Origin of the sequence: Enterobacter cloacae complex sp. SHL022 (assembly GCF_049237785.1) — a bacterium.
In the GTDB taxonomy this organism is placed as follows: Bacteria; Pseudomonadota; Gammaproteobacteria; order Enterobacterales; family Enterobacteriaceae; genus Enterobacter; species Enterobacter hormaechei_C.
In genome coordinates this window covers 196,387-212,761 of the sequence record NZ_JBMKJH010000003.1, presented here as the reverse complement: position 1 = coordinate 212,761, position 16,375 = coordinate 196,387, and the positions used below count along the sequence as shown (strand labels likewise).

Annotated in this window: 18 protein-coding genes and 1 other annotated feature; of the genes, 13 read left to right on the top strand and 5 right to left on the bottom strand. The window is 55.3% G+C overall.

Features of this window, described 5'->3' with window-relative positions:
- The first annotated feature begins 39 nt into the window (after positions 1-39).
- The gene (gene trpR / locus ACOTZD_RS07830; RefSeq protein ID WP_021240574.1) at positions 40-366 is read left to right on the top strand and encodes a trp operon repressor; all 327 of its coding nucleotides are present in this window, start codon (positions 40-42) and stop codon (positions 364-366) included.
- Here the strand turns inward: trpR and yjjX are convergent.
- Complete coding sequence (gene yjjX / locus ACOTZD_RS07825; protein ID WP_045350425.1) at positions 363-878, bottom strand: inosine/xanthosine triphosphatase; 516 nt, start codon at positions 876-878, stop codon at positions 363-365. The two genes, trpR and yjjX, sit on opposite strands and share 4 nt — an antisense overlap.
- Before the next feature lie 48 nt (positions 879-926).
- Here yjjX and gpmB point away from each other — a divergent pair, with 48 nt between their 5' ends.
- A complete protein-coding gene (gene gpmB / locus ACOTZD_RS07820; RefSeq protein WP_006810187.1) occupies positions 927-1,574 on the top strand; it encodes a 2,3-diphosphoglycerate-dependent phosphoglycerate mutase GpmB in 648 nt (215 codons plus the stop codon).
- Here the strand turns inward: gpmB and robA are convergent.
- The gene (gene robA / locus ACOTZD_RS07815) at positions 1,571-2,440 is read right to left on the bottom strand and encodes an MDR efflux pump AcrAB transcriptional activator RobA (protein ID WP_003856504.1); all 870 of its coding nucleotides are present in this window, start codon (positions 2,438-2,440) and stop codon (positions 1,571-1,573) included. The genes gpmB and robA overlap by 4 nt on opposite strands.
- Before the next feature lie 215 nt (positions 2,441-2,655).
- Between robA and creA the strand changes: the two genes are divergently transcribed.
- A complete protein-coding gene (gene creA, locus ACOTZD_RS07810; RefSeq protein WP_003856503.1) occupies positions 2,656-3,126 on the top strand; it encodes a protein CreA in 471 nt (156 codons plus the stop codon).
- Positions 3,127-3,174: 48 nt separating this feature from the next.
- Here the strand turns inward: creA and arcA are convergent, their stop codons facing one another.
- Positions 3,175-3,891, bottom strand: coding sequence for a two-component system response regulator ArcA (gene arcA / locus ACOTZD_RS07805; RefSeq protein WP_003856501.1), 717 nt, complete (start codon positions 3,889-3,891; stop codon positions 3,175-3,177).
- Between the two features lie 95 nt (positions 3,892-3,986).
- Between arcA and yjjY the strand changes: the two genes are divergently transcribed.
- The 7 genes from yjjY to ACOTZD_RS07770 all read left to right on the top strand — a co-directional run bounded on the left by yjjY (position 3,987) and on the right by ACOTZD_RS07770 (position 10,785).
- The gene (gene yjjY, locus ACOTZD_RS07800) at positions 3,987-4,127 is read left to right on the top strand and encodes a protein YjjY (protein WP_001541509.1); all 141 of its coding nucleotides are present in this window, start codon (positions 3,987-3,989) and stop codon (positions 4,125-4,127) included.
- Positions 4,128-4,526: 399 nt separating this feature from the next.
- Positions 4,527-5,213: a tRNA/rRNA methyltransferase gene (locus ACOTZD_RS07795; RefSeq protein ID WP_003856496.1), complete on the top strand. Its 687-nt coding sequence runs from the start codon at positions 4,527-4,529 to the stop codon at positions 5,211-5,213.
- Between the two features lie 211 nt (positions 5,214-5,424).
- Positions 5,425-5,493 (top strand): thr operon leader peptide, encoded by a 69-nt coding sequence (gene thrL / locus ACOTZD_RS07790; protein WP_015572623.1) that lies wholly within the window; start codon positions 5,425-5,427, stop codon positions 5,491-5,493.
- Positions 5,432-5,549, top strand: a sequence feature (Thr leader region). It overlaps the preceding gene by 62 nt.
- A 24-nt stretch (positions 5,550-5,573) precedes the next feature.
- Complete coding sequence (gene thrA, locus ACOTZD_RS07785; RefSeq protein ID WP_003856494.1) at positions 5,574-8,036, top strand: bifunctional aspartate kinase/homoserine dehydrogenase I; 2,463 nt, start codon at positions 5,574-5,576, stop codon at positions 8,034-8,036.
- Between the two features lies 1 nt (position 8,037).
- Positions 8,038-8,967, top strand: a complete 930-nt coding sequence (thrB, locus tag ACOTZD_RS07780; RefSeq protein ID WP_003856492.1) for a homoserine kinase — start codon at positions 8,038-8,040, stop codon at positions 8,965-8,967.
- A 3-nt stretch (positions 8,968-8,970) separates the two neighbouring features.
- Positions 8,971-10,257 carry a threonine synthase gene (gene thrC / locus ACOTZD_RS07775; RefSeq protein WP_003856490.1) on the top strand — a complete coding sequence of 429 codons (1,287 nt, stop codon included), beginning with the start codon at positions 8,971-8,973 and terminating at the stop codon, positions 10,255-10,257.
- Positions 10,258-10,503: 246 nt separating this feature from the next.
- Entirely contained in the window at positions 10,504-10,785 is a 282-nt protein-coding gene (locus ACOTZD_RS07770) for a DUF2502 domain-containing protein (protein ID WP_032608469.1), read from the top strand.
- 31 nt (positions 10,786-10,816) lie between these two features.
- Here the strand turns inward: ACOTZD_RS07770 and yaaA are convergent, their stop codons facing one another.
- Positions 10,817-11,590 (bottom strand): peroxide stress protein YaaA, encoded by a 774-nt coding sequence (gene yaaA / locus ACOTZD_RS07765; protein ID WP_022650381.1) that lies wholly within the window; start codon positions 11,588-11,590, stop codon positions 10,817-10,819.
- Between the two features lie 66 nt (positions 11,591-11,656).
- Positions 11,657-13,090: an alanine/glycine:cation symporter family protein gene (locus tag ACOTZD_RS07760; RefSeq protein ID WP_022650382.1), complete on the bottom strand. Its 1,434-nt coding sequence runs from the start codon at positions 13,088-13,090 to the stop codon at positions 11,657-11,659.
- 262 nt (positions 13,091-13,352) lie between these two features.
- Here ACOTZD_RS07760 and tal point away from each other — a divergent pair, with 262 nt between their 5' ends.
- From tal to ACOTZD_RS07745, 3 genes are all read left to right on the top strand, one after another.
- Positions 13,353-14,306: a transaldolase gene (gene tal, locus ACOTZD_RS07755; RefSeq protein WP_003856481.1), complete on the top strand. Its 954-nt coding sequence runs from the start codon at positions 13,353-13,355 to the stop codon at positions 14,304-14,306.
- Positions 14,307-14,416: 110 nt separating this feature from the next.
- The gene (mog, locus tag ACOTZD_RS07750) at positions 14,417-15,004 is read left to right on the top strand and encodes a molybdopterin adenylyltransferase (RefSeq protein ID WP_003856479.1); all 588 of its coding nucleotides are present in this window, start codon (positions 14,417-14,419) and stop codon (positions 15,002-15,004) included.
- A 122-nt stretch (positions 15,005-15,126) separates the two neighbouring features.
- Positions 15,127-16,375, top strand: a 1,249-nt coding sequence (locus ACOTZD_RS07745; RefSeq protein ID WP_275152278.1) for an MFS transporter, incomplete at its 3' end; no start/stop codon positions are given.

Below are 16,375 nucleotides of genomic sequence, written 5' to 3'. Positions count from 1 at the left end.
TATGCTGTACTCGCTAAAGAGTACAAGAGGCAGCATAACATGACCCAGCATTCCCCGTATTCCTCGGCAATGGCCGAACAACGTCATCAGGAGTGGCTTCGTTTTGTGGAGCTGCTTCGCCAGTCTTATGAGCAGGATTTGCATTTACCCCTGATGCAGCTAATGCTCACGCCAGACGAGCGTGAGGCGCTGGGCACGCGCGTGCGGATCATTGAAGAGCTGCTGCGCGGCGAGATGAGCCAGCGCGAGCTGAAAAATGAGCTCGGCGCGGGCATTGCGACGATTACCCGCGGATCGAACAGCCTGAAGTCGGCGCCCGTTGAGCTGCGCCAGTGGCTGGAAGCGGTGTTGTTGAAAAACGCCTAACGATAGATCGCGTTATGGAACGGGCTTAACGCCAGGATCACTGCCTGATGATAAACGCCTGAACGCGTCAGCGCGCCTGCGGTAAAGACGCCAATCGCCCCTTCTTTACGGCCAATCTCATCAATGCCGGTGTACTGCGACATCACCGGCCCAAGCGCTTCACCCGCGCGGACTTTCTCCAGTATGACCTCCGGCAGCGGCAGCGTGGCAGAACGCGCTTCGCCGCGCTGCTCGCGGCTTTCGATCACCACCCAGCTAAAGGTTGCGCCTTCGTCGATACCGGCTTCAATCGCCACCCAAAAGTCCGCATCCGGGGCCGCAGCTCTGGCATTTGCCACGCGATTTCGTGCGCCAGCGCGTGTTTCCTCGCTGCCAAACGGCTGTTCCGGCACACCGCTCTCGACGCCGACGGCGTCAATATGGCAGGATCCTTCGCCAAAGATCTCTTCAAATGCCCTTAGAATTGCCTGAATTTTGGCAGGATTGGTGGTAGCAGAGACAACATGGTGCATAATTAAGCTCGATTTAAAAAATTCATCGCAGTATAACGGAAAAAAAGCATGTTACAGGTATACCTTGTTCGCCACGGTGAAACGCAGTGGAACGCCGAGCGACGTATTCAAGGCCAGTCAGACAGTCCTCTCACCGACAAAGGTGTGCAGCAAGCGTGGCAGGTGGCGGAGCGCGCCAGAACGCTGGGCATCACTCACGTCATCTCCAGTGATTTAGGCCGCACACAGCAGACGGCACGCATCATCGCCGATGCCTGTGGCTGCGACGTGACCCTCGAACCGCGTCTGCGCGAGCTGGATATGGGCGTGCTGGAAAAACGTCCTATCGATACGCTGACGGAAACCGAAGAAGGCTGGCGCCGCACGCTGGTGAACGGCACTGAAGATGGTCGCATCCCTGAGGGTGAATCCATGCAGGAGCTGAGCGTACGTATGCATGCCGCGCTGGCCGAGTGCCTGAAACTCCCGGCAGGTAGCCGACCGCTGCTGGTGAGCCACGGTATCGCGCTGGGTTGTCTGGTGAGCACCATTCTGGGACTGCCCGCTTACGCCGAACGCCGTTTGCGTCTGCGCAACTGTTCCATTTCCCGTATCGACTATCAGGAAAGTGCCTGGCTGGCATCGGGGTGGGTGGTTGAGATGGCAGGGGACATTTCGCATCTTGATGCCCCTGCACTGGACGAATTGCAGCGTTAACGACGTACCGGAATCAGGAATTCCATACGCAGATTGATAGGGCCTTCTTCCGGTTTAGCATCTTGCGCCGGATAGTAGCGCTCAATGTCCTGACCTTTACGGCGATTCAGATTCAGCATCGGCATGCAGGTCCCGTAAACGGTCAGGATGAACTCCTGAACGCCCGTTCCTAAACCTTCGTATGAGAACATCACATACTCGCCGCCTTCCAGCACGACAGGCTTCGAGCCATGAATGTAACCGTTCGCCATATCAGGCGTCAGCGCCGTGGTATAGAACACCTCCTGCTCGTCATCTTTTTCCTGGCTTGGATGCGTTTCGTTCAAACCATACAGAATCGGCGGGATCGCCGGAGCATGGCTTAAAAATTCGCGCCAGAACTGAACGCGCATCTGATGGCGGAACTCGGAGATCTGCTCAAGGGAACAGGAGTAGCTCTGCGTGGTGCCGACCAGGTGCGTTTCTGGCAGGGTGATGATTTCATATTTTGGCATCGCAAACTCGCCCAGACGCAGCGGCGGACGCATACCAAAGGAGCTCCAGTCCGGCGAGCGGCGATAAAGCGCTGGCGTTAACGAGAACTGCTTTTTAAAGGCGCGGGTGAAAGTTTGCTGTGAATCGAAACGATATTGCAGGGCAATATCAAGGATTGGTCGCGCGGTCAGGCGCAACGCAACAGCAGACTTTGATAAACGACGTGCGCGAATATAGGCACCGATAGCATGACCGGTGACATCCTTGAACATCCTTTGCAGATGCCACTTGGAATAGCCTGCTTTTGCCGCCACATTATCCAGTGACAATGGCTGGTCGAGATGACCTTCCAGCCAGGTGAGCAGGTCGCGAATAATTCCAGCCTGATCCATATACTATCCTCATCCTTAAAACTGCCGCAGGTGCCTGTTTACAGGTTAGCGGATAATAGCATTTTTTGACGTTTTAGCATTCAGTGTTTTTTTTGCGCATAAATGCTTTTTATGGTGATTTATGTGCGGATATATTCTAATCCTGTGATCTTGCTACATTTTTATCTAATCTGTTGAATAATCGCTCAGCGTAATTTTTTATGAATGGTAACAATATGAAATACAAGGTTTTAGTCTTTGCAGCACTGGCGCTGATGGCAGGGCGCGTGGCGCAGGCGGAGCAAATTGGCTCCGTGGATACCGTGTTTAAAATGTTTGGGCCGGACCACAAAATTGTGGTGGAGGCGTTTGACGATCCGGACGTTAAAAACGTCACCTGCTATGTCAGCCGGGCGAAGACCGGCGGGATTAAAGGCGGCCTGGGGCTGGCTGAAGACACGTCTGACGCGGCCATCTCCTGCCAGCAGGTTGGACCGGTGGAATTGAGTGACAAAATTAAAAACGGCAAAGCGCAGGGCGACGTTGTATTCCAGAAACGGACCTCGTTGGTGTTCAAAAAGCTACAGGTGGTCCGTTTTTATGACGCGAAGCGTAACACCCTGGCTTATCTGGCCTACTCGGACAAAGTCGTGGAAGGCTCACCGAAAAACGCGATTAGCGCGGTGCCGATTATGCCGTGGCATTGATAAAAAAAACGGCGCAAATGCGCCGTTCTTTACTGCGTGACGTGAGGATTACTCCTGGAGGTCACCGCAGAAACGATAGCCTTCACCATGGATCGTGGCGATGATTTCCGGCGTATCAGGCGTAGATTCGAAATGTTTACGAATACGACGGATGGTTACGTCAACGGTACGATCGTGTGGCTTCAACTCACGACCGGTCATTTTCTTCAGCAGTTCTGCACGAGACTGAATCTTGCCCGGGTTCTCGCAGAAGTGCAGCATCGCGCGGAATTCACTGCGCGGCAGTTTGTACTGCTCACCGTTCGGGCTAATCAGCGAACGGCTGTTGATATCAAGTTCCCAGCCGTTGAATTTGTAGCTGTCGACGCTACGACGCTCTTCACTGACCGTACCCAGATTCATGGTGCGGGACAGCAGGTTGCGTGCACGAATGGTTAACTCGCGAGGGTTGAACGGCTTGGTGATGTAGTCATCCGCGCCGATTTCCAGACCAAGAATTTTATCAACCTCGTTGTCACGGCCTGTCAGGAACATCAACGCGACGTTCGCCTGTTCACGCAGTTCGCGCGCCAGAAGAAGCCCGTTTTTGCCCGGCAGGTTGATATCCATAATCACCAGGTTGATATCATTTTCAGAAAGGATCTGATGCATCTCTGCGCCATCGGTCGCTTCAAAGACATCGTAGCCTTCTGCTTCGAAAATGCTCTTTAACGTGTTGCGTGTTACCAACTCGTCTTCAACGATAAGAATGTGCGGGGTCTGCATGTTTGCTACCTAAATTGCCAACTAAATCGAAACAGGAAGTACAAAAGTCCCTGACCTGCCTGATGCATGTCGCAAATTAACATGATCGGCTTAACGTGACTAAAGTACGTAATTGCGTTCTTGATGCACTTTCCATCAACGTCAACAACATCATTAGCTTGGTCGTGGGTACTTTCCCTTTGGACCCGACAGTGTCAAAAACGGCTGTCATCCTAACCATTTTAACAGCAACATAACAGGCTAAGTGACACCGGACACCCAATAAAACTACGCTTCGTTGACATATATCAAGTTCAATTGTAGCACGTTAACAGTTTGATGAAATCATCGTAGCTGAATGCTAGCCTTTGTCACAATTTTTCAATAAACCAACTAGTTGCGGACATTGATTGATAAACGGTACGAATCCAATCAGAAAAGAGTATTCATATGGTCATTATCATTACAAAACATAAGGATAATGGTCTTCTGTTAACATTCTAACTGATTGTTCAGCCACAAAATAGTTTAGCTTTTTTTAATTGTTATGAAACGCTATTTCGGTGATTTGTGTTGCAAAAATGTAAATTCGTGCTGCGTAATATGTTGAACTGAATCACATTTTTACCTGCTAACTGATTAAAAAGAGAGCGTAAATGCATCTGTCGATTGTGCTGGTGGCACCAGCAAGAGCTGAAAATATTGGCGCTGCGGCGCGTGCCATGAAGACTATGGGTTTTACCGATTTGCGTATTGTGGACAGCACGGCGCATCTGGAGCCTGCTGCGCGCTGGGTGGCGCACGGTTCGGGTGATATTCTCGATAATATAACCACTTACGCTACGCTCGCCGACGCACTCCACGATATTTCATTTACCGTCGCGACGACCGCGCGCAGCCGGGCGAAGTTTCACTATTACGCCACGCCTGCTGAACTGGTGCCGATGCTGGAAGAGAAAAGCCAGTGGCTGGAGAAAGCCGCGCTGGTGTTTGGGCGAGAAGATTCCGGGCTGACTAACGAAGAGCTGGCGCTGGCTGACGTGCTGACGGGCGCGCCGATGGTGGCGGATTACCCGTCACTCAATCTGGGGCAGGCGGTGATGGTCTATTGCTATCAATTAGCATCCTTAATACAAATTTCTCAGCCACCGGTGACAGTTTCGGATGAAAACCAGCTGGCGGCACTGCGTGTTCGTGCAGATAAGCTTCTTGCGCAGTTGGGCGTCGCTGACGATCAAAAAATGGTGGACTGGTTACAGCAGCGCCTGGGGCGTCTTGAACAGCGTGACACGGCAATGCTGCACCGATTGCTTCATGATATTGAAAAAAAATTAGCGGAGTAAAATAGTGCCATAGGTTTTTATTATGGCCGATCCTGCTGATGTCTGGGGTTGCAACTGGGGTATTCCGATGAAAATAAATCTGCCCGCAGCGGGACGTGAGAATGTCCCGAATTGTGATCGAATTAAAAATTCATTGACTTAAGGGGCTCGATCCTTTAACCCTAAAAGAATAGAGCACAGACAGATAATAATGACAGAGTACACAACATCCATGAAACGCATCAGCATCACCACCATTACTACAACCATCATCATTACCACAGGTAACGATGCGGGCTGACGCGTACAGGAAAAACAGAAAAAAGCCCGCACCTGAACAGTGCGGGCTTTTTTTTCGGCTAAAGGAAATGAGGTAGAACCATGCGAGTGTTGAAGTTCGGCGGTACGTCAGTGGCAAATGCAGAACGTTTTCTGCGTGTTGCCGATATCCTGGAAAGCAACGCCAGGCAGGGGCAGGTTGCCACCGTGCTCTCTGCCCCGGCCAAAATCACGAACCACCTGGTGGCGATGATTGAAAAAACCATCGGTGGTCAGGATGCACTGCCGAATATCAGCGACGCCGAGCGTATCTTCGCCGATCTGCTTCAGGGGCTGGCCGACGCCCAGCCTGGTTTCCCGCTGGCGCAGCTGAAAAGCACCGTTGAACTTGAATTTGCCCAGATTAAACACGTTCTTCACGGTATCAGCCTGCTTGGCCAGTGCCCGGACAGCATCAACGCGGCGCTGATTTGCCGGGGTGAAAAACTCTCTATCGCCATCATGGCAGGCGTGCTGGAAGCGCGCGGTCACCACGTGACGGTCATCGATCCGGTTGAAAAACTGCTGGCTGTGGGCCACTACCTCGAATCCACCGTCGACATTGCCGAGTCGACACGCCGTATTGCGGCGAGCAAAATCCCGTCTGACCATATGATCCTGATGGCAGGCTTTACCGCCGGTAACGAGAAGGGCGAACTGGTGGTGCTGGGGCGTAACGGCTCTGACTACTCCGCTGCGGTGCTGGCGGCCTGTTTACGCGCAGACTGTTGTGAGATCTGGACTGATGTCGACGGCGTTTATACCTGCGATCCGCGCCAGGTGCCGGATGCCAGGTTGCTGAAGTCGATGTCGTACCAGGAAGCAATGGAGCTTTCCTACTTCGGCGCTAAAGTTCTTCACCCGCGTACCATCTCCCCGATTGCCCAGTTCCAGATCCCTTGCCTGATTAAGAATACCGGTAATCCGCAGGCGCCGGGCACGCTGATTGGCGCCAGCGCGGATGAAGATGACCTGCCGGTGAAAGGCATTTCTAACCTCAATAACATGGCGATGTTCAGCGTCTCCGGCCCGGGGATGAAGGGCATGGTCGGCATGGCGGCACGCGTCTTTGCCGCTATGTCCCGCAACGGGATCTCCGTGGTGCTGATCACGCAGTCTTCTTCCGAATACAGCATCAGCTTCTGCGTTCCGCAGGGCGATTGCCTGCGCGCCCGTCGCGCGCTGGAAGAAGAGTTCTATCTGGAGCTGAAAGAAGAGCTGCTGGAGCCGCTTTCCATTCAGGAGCGTCTGGCGATTATCTCGGTGGTCGGCGACGGTATGCGCACCCTGCGCGGTATCTCCGCCAAATTCTTTGCCGCGCTGGCGCGGGCCAATATCAATATCGTGGCGATTGCCCAGGGCTCATCCGAGCGTTCCATTTCCGTTGTCGTGGATAACGATGACGCCACTACCGGCGTGCGCGTGGTGCATCAGATGCTGTTCAACACCGACCAGGTGATTGAGCTGTTCCTGGTGGGTGTCGGCGGCGTCGGCGGCGCGCTGCTGGAGCAGGTAAAGCGTCAGCAGGAGTGGCTTAAGAAGAAACATATCGATCTGCGCGTCTGCGGCATTGCGAACTCGAAAGCGTTGCTGACTAACGTCCACGGTCTGAACCTGGAAAACTGGCAGGCGGAGCTGGAAGAGGCGAAAGAGCCGTTTAACCTGGGCCGCCTGATCCGTCTGGTGAAAGAATATCACCTGCTTAACCCGGTGATCGTTGACTGTACCTCCAGCCAGGCGGTGGCCGATCAGTACGCGGATTTCCTGCGCGAAGGTTTCCACGTGGTGACGCCGAACAAAAAGGCCAACACCTCGTCGATGGATTACTATCACCAGCTGCGTCTGGCAGCGAGTAAGTCGCGCCGCAAGTTTCTGTATGACACCAACGTGGGCGCGGGCCTGCCGGTCATCGAGAACCTGCAAAACCTGCTGAACGCGGGCGACGAACTACAGCGTTTCTCCGGCATCCTCTCCGGCTCCCTGTCGTTTATCTTCGGCAAGCTGGACGAAGGGATGAGCCTGTCGGAAGCCACCCGCGCCGCGCGCGAGCTGGGTTACACCGAGCCGGATCCGCGGGACGACCTCTCCGGTATGGACGTGGCGCGTAAGCTGCTGATCCTGGTGCGCGAGACCGGCCGCGAGCTGGAGCTTTCGGATATCGTGATTGAGCCGGTGCTGCCAGCAGAATTTGATGACAGCGGTGACGTCAGCGCCTTTATGGCGAATTTACCTCAGCTTGACGATGCCTTTGCCGCACGCGTTGCGAAAGCCCGTGATGAAGGTAAGGTATTGCGCTATGTTGGCAACATTGAAGAAGACGGCGTCTGCCGGGTGAAGATTGCCGAAGTGGATGGCAACGATCCGCTGTACAAGGTGAAAAACGGCGAGAACGCTCTGGCGTTCTACAGCCATTATTATCAGCCACTGCCGCTGGTGCTTCGCGGCTATGGCGCAGGGAATGATGTGACGGCGGCAGGTGTGTTTGCCGATCTGCTGCGTACCCTGTCATGGAAGTTAGGAGTTTAAGATGGTTAAAGTATATGCCCCGGCTTCCAGCGCCAATATGAGCGTCGGATTTGACGTGCTGGGCGCGGCGGTAACGCCGGTGGACGGTTCGCTGCTGGGCGATACGGTTACGGTTGAGGCGGCAGAGCGCTTCAGCCTGAATAACATCGGCCGTTTCGCCAGTAAGCTGCCGTCTGAACCGCGCGAGAATATTGTTTATCAGTGCTGGGAACGCTTCTGTCAGGAGATCGGCAAGAACGTGCCGGTCGCCATGACGCTGGAAAAGAGCATGCCGATTGGTTCGGGGCTGGGCTCGAGCGCCTGCTCGGTGGTCGCCGCGCTGGTGGCGATGAATGAGCACTGCGGCAAGCCGCTGAACAACAGCCGTCTGCTGGCGCTGATGGGCGAGCTGGAAGGGCGCATCTCCGGCAGCATTCATTATGATAACGTGGCGCCGTGCTTCCTTGGCGGCATGCAGCTGATGATTGAAGAAAATGGCATCATCAGCCAGCAGGTGCCAGGGTTTGATGAGTGGCTGTGGGTGCTGGCCTATCCGGGCATTAAAGTGTCTACCGCCGAAGCGCGTGCGATCCTGCCGGCGCAGTATCGTCGTCAGGACTGTATTGCCCACGGGCGTCATCTGGCGGGCTTTATTCATGCCTGCTACACCCGACAGCCGCAGCTGGCGGCGAAACTGATGAAAGACATTATTGCCGAGCCGTATCGCACGAAGCTGCTGCCGGGCTTTAACGAAGCGCGACAGGCATCCATGGATATCGGCGCACAGGCGTGCGGCATCTCCGGCTCCGGCCCGACGCTGTTCGCCTTATGCGACAAGCCAGACACCGCGCAGCGCGTGGCGGACTGGCTCTCTAAACACTACCTGCAAAATCAGGAAGGCTTTGTTCATATTTGCCGTCTGGACACGGCTGGCGCACGAGTACTGGGATAACGAATGAAACTCTACAACCTTAAAGATCATAACGAGCAGGTCAGCTTTGCGCAGGCGGTAACGCAGGGGCTGGGCAAAAATCAGGGGCTGTTCTTCCCCCACGACCTGCCGGAATTTCAGCTGACCGAAATCGATGAACTGCTGAAGCAGGACTTTGTCACCCGCAGCACCAAAATTCTGTCTGCGTTTATCGGCGACGAAATCCCACAGGAGCTGCTGGAAGAGCGCGTGCGTGCGGCGTTTGCTTTCCCGGCGCCGGTGAAGCAGGTGGAGCCTGACGTTGGCTGTCTGGAGCTGTTCCACGGCCCGACGCTGGCGTTCAAAGATTTCGGCGGTCGTTTTATGGCGCAGATGCTGACCCACATCAGCGGCGACAAACCGGTGACCATTCTGACCGCGACTTCAGGCGATACCGGTGCGGCGGTGGCCCATGCGTTCTACGGCCTGAAAAACGTCCGCGTGGTGATCCTCTATCCGAAAGGCAAAATCAGCCCGCTTCAGGAAAAACTGTTCTGCACCCTTGGGGGCAACATTGAAACCGTGGCGATCGACGGCGATTTCGATGCCTGTCAGGCGCTGGTGAAGCAAGCCTTCGATGACGAAGAGCTGAAGGCGGCGCTGGGGCTGAACTCTGCCAACTCCATCAACATCAGCCGTTTGCTGGCGCAGATCTGCTACTACTTCGAAGCGGTGGCGCAGTTGCCGCAGGACGCGCGCAATCAGCTGGTGGTTTCCGTGCCAAGCGGGAACTTCGGCGACCTGACGGCAGGCCTGCTGGCGAAATCACTCGGCCTGCCGGTGAAGCGCTTTATCGCCGCCACCAACGCCAACGACACCGTGCCGCGTTTCCTGAAGGACGGAAAATGGGCGCCGAACGCGACTCAGGCCACGCTCTCCAATGCGATGGATGTGTCACAGCCTAACAACTGGCCGCGTGTGGAAGAGCTGTTCCGCCGTAAGGTCTGGCGTCTGGGCGATCTGGGTTACGCAGCGGTGACGGACGAAACCACGAAAGCCACCATGCGCGAGCTGAAAGCGGTGGGCTATACCTCTGAGCCGCACGCGGCGATTGCCTATCGTGCCCTGCGCGATCAGCTTCAACCGGGTGAGTATGGCCTGTTCCTCGGCACCGCCCATCCGGCCAAGTTCAAAGAGAGCGTGGAAGCGATCCTGGGGGAAACGCTGCCGCTGCCAAAAGAGCTGGCCGAGCGCGCCGACCTGCCGCTGCTGTCTCATGAGCTGCCCGCAGACTTTGCCGCGCTGCGTAAGCTGATGATGACCCGAGCGTGATTTTTGTCGGGTGGCGGCTACGCCTTACCCGACCTACAACGGCTCAGAACGTAGGCCGGGTAAGGCGAAGCCGCCACCCGGCTTTTTTATGGAGAAATTAAGGAGAAAAACAGCAGGAAAAAAGCAGAAATTCCCAATAAATGCGGTCACTTAGCGTTTAGGATTGCAGAGAATAACATCCCCCGTTCCCATCACGTACTCTCCTTACATCGGCCCACGTTGGGCAAGAAGAAAAAGGAGTCACCTATGTCTACACTGAAACCTGCACTTATCGCGCTTTCACTGATGCTGGTCGCTCCGATGGCGGTGCAGGCAGCTGAAATCACCCTCGTGCCCGCGGTAAAACTGCAAATTGGCGATCGGGATAATAACGGGCACTACTGGGATGGCGGCCGCTGGCGCGACCATGACTGGTGGAAAGCGCACTATGACTGGCGCGATAACCACTGGCGTCCTCACGATGAACATCGCGATCGTGACGATCACCACCGTCATGACGATCGTCGCCCGGACCGGAAGCACCATTAACACAAACCCCGCCAGCTGGCGGGGTTGTCTTTTATTGCTCGTGACGCTTAAACACCAGCTCGTTTTTTCCTGACGATGCCTCGTCGAAGAAATACCCTTCACTGTTAAAGCCGGTGAGCTGCTCTGGCTTCGTCAGGCGGTTTTGAATGATGAAGCGGCTCATCAGACCGCGCGCTTTTTTGGCGTAGAAGCTGATTACTTTAAATTTGCCGTTTTTCTCGTCGAGGAATACCGGCTTGATAATGTCCGCATCCAGCTTTTTCGGTTTCACCGATTTGAAGTACTCATCGGAGGCCAGGTTGATCACCACGTTGTCCCCCTGGGCTTGCAGCGCCGCGTTAAGCTTGTCGGTAATGACATCGCCCCAGAACTGGTACAGATCTTTACCTTTAGCGTTTTCCAGGCGGATACCCATCTCCAGACGATACGGCTGCATCAGATCCAGCGGGCGCAGCACCCCGTACAGGCCGGATAACATGCGCAGATGCTGCTGGGCAAAATCGAAATCGGCTTCGCTAAACGTTTCTGCTTGCAGGCCAGTGTAGACGTCACCTTTGAAGGCCAACAGCGCCTGGCGGGCGTTGGCGGGCGTGAAGTCAGGCTGCCACTCATGAAAACGGGTGGCGTTCAGGTCGGCGAGTTTATCGCTGATGCTCATCAGCGAAGCGATTTGCGGAGCCGAAAGCTTACGCGCCTCGTGGATCAGCTGTTGCGAGTAGTCCAGCAATTCCGGCTGGGTATAACGCTCAGTGGCGAGCGGGCTCTGGTAGTCGAGCGTTTTGGCAGGTGAAATCAGAATCAGCATATCCAGTCCTTGCAGGAAATTTAGAGCGACTTTAACAAAAAATCGCCCTGAATTGATCGATAGCTGTTATTGCCGCGGCAAATCATCCCAGGTGCCAGGGGCAATTTGTGACTCGATTTCGGGATAGCGTGAGGCGTCAAAGACGGGCTGTACGCCGAGCTTGCGCTGACGCAGATAATCGCGCGCGATCAGCGCCACAACCGGTGAAAGCAGCAAAATGGCCGTCAGGTTCGTGATGGCCATCAGTGCCATAATGACGTCCGCTATTTGCCAGACCAACGGCATGCTGAGCAGGGAGCCGACGAAAACCATTCCCAGCACACCCGCGCGAAGGACGTTGCGGGTCAGACGCGAATTGACTTTCAGGAAGATAAGGTTGTTTTCGGCATAGATATAGTTCACCGCAATGGAACTAAAGGCAAAAAGTCCCACGACAAGTGCGACAAGGCCCGCGCCCCAGCCGCCGACGAGGGAGACCAGCGCCTGTTGTACCCAATGAATGCCTGCCGTACTACCGGACGGTTGCTCAGCGGCACCGGCCAGCAGCATGATCATCGCGCTGGCGGAGCAGATAACAATGGTGTCTGTGAAGACGCCAATCATCTGTACAATGCCCTGCGCGGCGGGATGCGGGGGCCAGGATGCGGCCGCTGCGGCGGCATTCGGCGTGGAGCCCATTCCCGCTTCGTTGGAGAACATACCCCGCTGAAAACCCGCAGTGAGAGCCTGGCTAAGGGTGTAACCCAACGCGCCTGAAGCCGCTTCGCGCCAGCCGAACGCGCTTTGGAAAATGGTGACGATGACGTTCGGCACCTCGTCAATATGTATCGCGCATACCATCACGCTGGTGGACACCCACAGCAGCGCCATCAGCGGAACCAGCCACTGCATCAGGCGGGCAACCCCTTTGAGCCCGGTCACAATGGTCAGCAGGGTGAGAAGGGCAAGCGCGCCGCCCGTCAGCCACTCCGGACAATTAAAGGCAAAGCGCAGCGCGTGGGCGACGGAATTTGCCTGAACGGTATTGAAAATAAGGCCATAGGCAATCAGCAAAAAGATCGAGAACAGAACGCCCATCCAGCGCATTCCCAACCCGCGAGCCATATACCAGGCGGGACCGCCGCGAAACTGACCTTTGCCGTCTTTTTCTTTGTAGAGTTGCGCAAGCGAGCATTCAGCAAAGGAGGTGGCCATACCGATAATCGCCGTCACCCACATCCAGAATACCGCGCCCGGACCGCCCGCGCCGATCGCCAGCGCGACACCGGCCAGGTTACCGCTGCCGACGCGCGCGGCAAGGCTAGTACAGAGCGCCTGAAACGAGGTCAGGCCGCCCGGCTGTGGGGTGACGCTGTTTTTCAGACTTCTGCCAAATTTGCGGATATAGCGAAACTGAATCAGACCGCTGCGCCACGTAAACCAGATACCTGCTCCTGAAAGCAGGTATATCATGATCGAACCCCAGAGGACTTCGTTGATAAAGAAAAAGAAATCAGGCACTAACGTCCCTCTTGTTGATGCCAAAGTGAATATGTAAGCGCTACCACTGATTGTGCATGCTGTTACTTAGCAGCCTGTTAATATTCTGAGTTTATCATACTCTGCCTAAGCGCACTGTCTGCGGTTGCGCTGCCTCTCACTCGTGTTATCATCAGGGCAGACCGGTTACATCCCCCTAACAAGTAAACCTGTCATTTTTCCGCTGCTGGCAAGCTGTCGGTAGTGTGAATTATCCAGGGCACGTTAAAAGAGAAACACTATCATGACGGATAAATTGACCTCCCTTCGTCAGTTCACCACTGTCGTCGCTGACACCGGAGATATCGCGGCAATGAAGCTGTACCAGCCGCAGGATGCCACAACCAACCCTTCTCTGATCCTTAACGCCGCGCAGATCCCTGAGTATCGCAAACTGATCGACGAGGCGGTGACCTGGGCAAAAGCACAGAGCAATGACCGCGCGCAGCAGGTTGTGGATGCCACTGACAAACTGGCAGTGAACATCGGTCTGGAAATCCTGAAGCTCGTTCCTGGCCGTATCTCTACCGAAGTTGATGCTCGCCTGTCCTACGACACCGAAGCCTCTATCGCCAAAGCAAAACGCCTGATCAAACTGTACAACGATGCGGGCATCAGCAACGACCGTATCCTGATCAAACTGGCCTCTACCTGGCAGGGCATCCGCGCCGCTGAGCAGCTGGAAAAAGAAGGCATCAACTGTAACCTGACTCTGCTGTTCTCCTTCGCACAGGCGCGTGCATGTGCCGAAGCTGGCGTATACCTGATTTCTCCGTTCGTGGGCCGTATTCTGGACTGGTACAAAGCCAACACCGACAAGAAAGAGTACGCGGCGTCTGAAGATCCAGGCGTGATTTCTGTGACTGAAATCTACGAATACTACAAACAGCACGGCTATGAGACCGTTGTTATGGGCGCAAGCTTCCGTAACGTCGGCGAAATCATCGAGCTGGCTGGCTGTGACCGCCTGACCATCGCCCCTGCGCTGCTGAAAGAGCTGGCAGAAAGCGAAGGTGCTATCGAGCGTAAACTGTCTTACACTGGCGAAGTGAAAGCGCGCCCTGAGCGCATCACCGAGTCCGAGTTCCTGTGGCAGCACAACCAGGATCCAATGGCCGTAGATAAACTGGCGGACGGTATCCGTAAGTTTGCTATCGACCAGGAAAAACTGGAAAAAATGATCGGCGACCTGCTGTAATCATTCTGCGTGACCGGGCTCCCGGTCACGCGTCTTTCCCCCGCCTCTGTCTGAATTTTCTCTCTGCGTGTATCATTCCCTTTAATCAGTACTTTTTGAATGGAATGGATATGAATACCTTACGCATCGGCTTAGTGTCGATTTCTGACCGCGCCTCCAGCGGTGTTTATCAGGATAAAGGCATCCCTGCTCTGGAAGCGTGGCTGGGCAGCGCGCTCACTACCCCGTTTGAGATCCAGACTCGCCTGATCCCGGATGAGCAGCCGATCATTGAGCAAACCCTGTGTGAGCTGGTGGATGAGATGAGCTGCCACCTTGTGCTGACGACGGGCGGCACCGGCCCCGCGCGCCGCGATGTGACGCCGGACGCGACGCTGGCTATCGCCGATCGTGAAATGCCGGGCTTCGGTGAACAGATGCGCCAGATCAGTCTACACTTTGTCCCGACGGCCATTCTTTCCCGTCAGGTCGGGGTGATCCGCAAACAGGCGCTGATCCTGAACCTGCCGGGGCAGCCGAAGTCGATAAAAGAGACGCTGGAAGGGGTAAAAGCCGAGGACGGCAGCGTTATCGTCCACGGTATCTTTGCAAGTGTACCGTATTGTATACAACTGCTTGACGGTCCGTACGTGGAAACTGACGGCAACGTGGTAGCAGCATTTCGCCCTAAAAGCGCTCGCCGCGAAACAATCTCCTGAAAATGATTAAAATGTGACATAAGCGCCAGCCGCAGTAGCGTGTAAATGGATTTACGATATAGTAATTTTTTCTTTACGATTGCTGTAAAAAATAATCCACAACACATGCACAATGGTTCGCTATGTCACATAATCCCCGACCTCTGAATCGACAGGACTACAAAACCCTCACGCTCGCTGCCCTGGGCGGCGCGCTGGAGTTTTACGATTTCATCATCTTTGTCTTCTTCGCCGCCGTTGTGGGGGCGCTGTTTTTCCCGGCGGATATTCCTGAATGGCTGCGTCAGGTACAAACCTTCGGCATTTTCGCTGCCGGCTATCTGGCGCGTCCGCTGGGCGGCATTGTCATGGCGCACTTTGGCGATCTGGTTGGGCGCAAGAAGATGTTTACCCTCAGCATCCTGCTTATGGCCGTGCCGACGCTGGCGATTGGCCTTTTGCCTACCTATGAGTCGATGGGCATTATCGCCCCGTTATTGCTGCTGCTGATGCGTATTCTCCAGGGCGCGGCCATCGGCGGGGAAGTGCCTGGCGCGTGGGTGTTTGTCGCTGAGCACGTCCCGGTGCGCCGCATCGGCATTGCGTGCGGAACGCTGACCGCGGGGCTGACGATCGGGATCCTGCTTGGCTCCGTAGTTGCAACCATCATCAATACCAGCATGACACAACAGGCCCTTCACGACTGGGGCTGGCGTATACCGTTCCTGCTGGGCGGGGCGTTTGGGCTGGTGGCAATGTACCTGCGACGCTGGTTGCAGGAGACGCCAATATTTCTGGAAATGCAGCAGCGGAAGGCGCTGGCGCAAGAACTGCCGGTGAAAACCGTAGTAGTGCGGCATAAAAAAGCGGTAGTCGTGTCGATGCTTCTGACCTGGCTGCTGTCTGCGGGTATCGTGGTGGTCATTTTGATGTCGCCGGTCTGGCTGCAAAAACAGTACGGTTTTGCGCCTGCCGTGACGTTACAGGCGAACAGTATCGCGACAATTATGCTCTGCTTTGGCTGTCTGGCCGCCGGGCTGGCGGCGGATCGTTTCGGCGCCAGCGTGACCTTTATTGTCGGCAGCCTGCTGCTGGCCGCGTCGAGCTGGGCATTCTATCATCTTGCGGGCACCCATCCTGAACAGCTGTTCCTGCTGTACGGTGTCGTCGGGCTGTGTGTGGGCGTCGTTGGCGCCGTACCGTACGTGATGGTCCGCGCCTTCCCGCCGGAGGTACGCTTCACCGGAATCTCTTTCTCTTATAACGTCTCGTATGCCATTTTCGGCGGGCTGACCCCGATTGTGGTGACGGTGTTGATGGGGCTGTCGCCCTTTGCACCTGCGTGGTACGTGCTGGCGTTATCGCTGATGGGGCTGGTATTGGGGGTGTGGC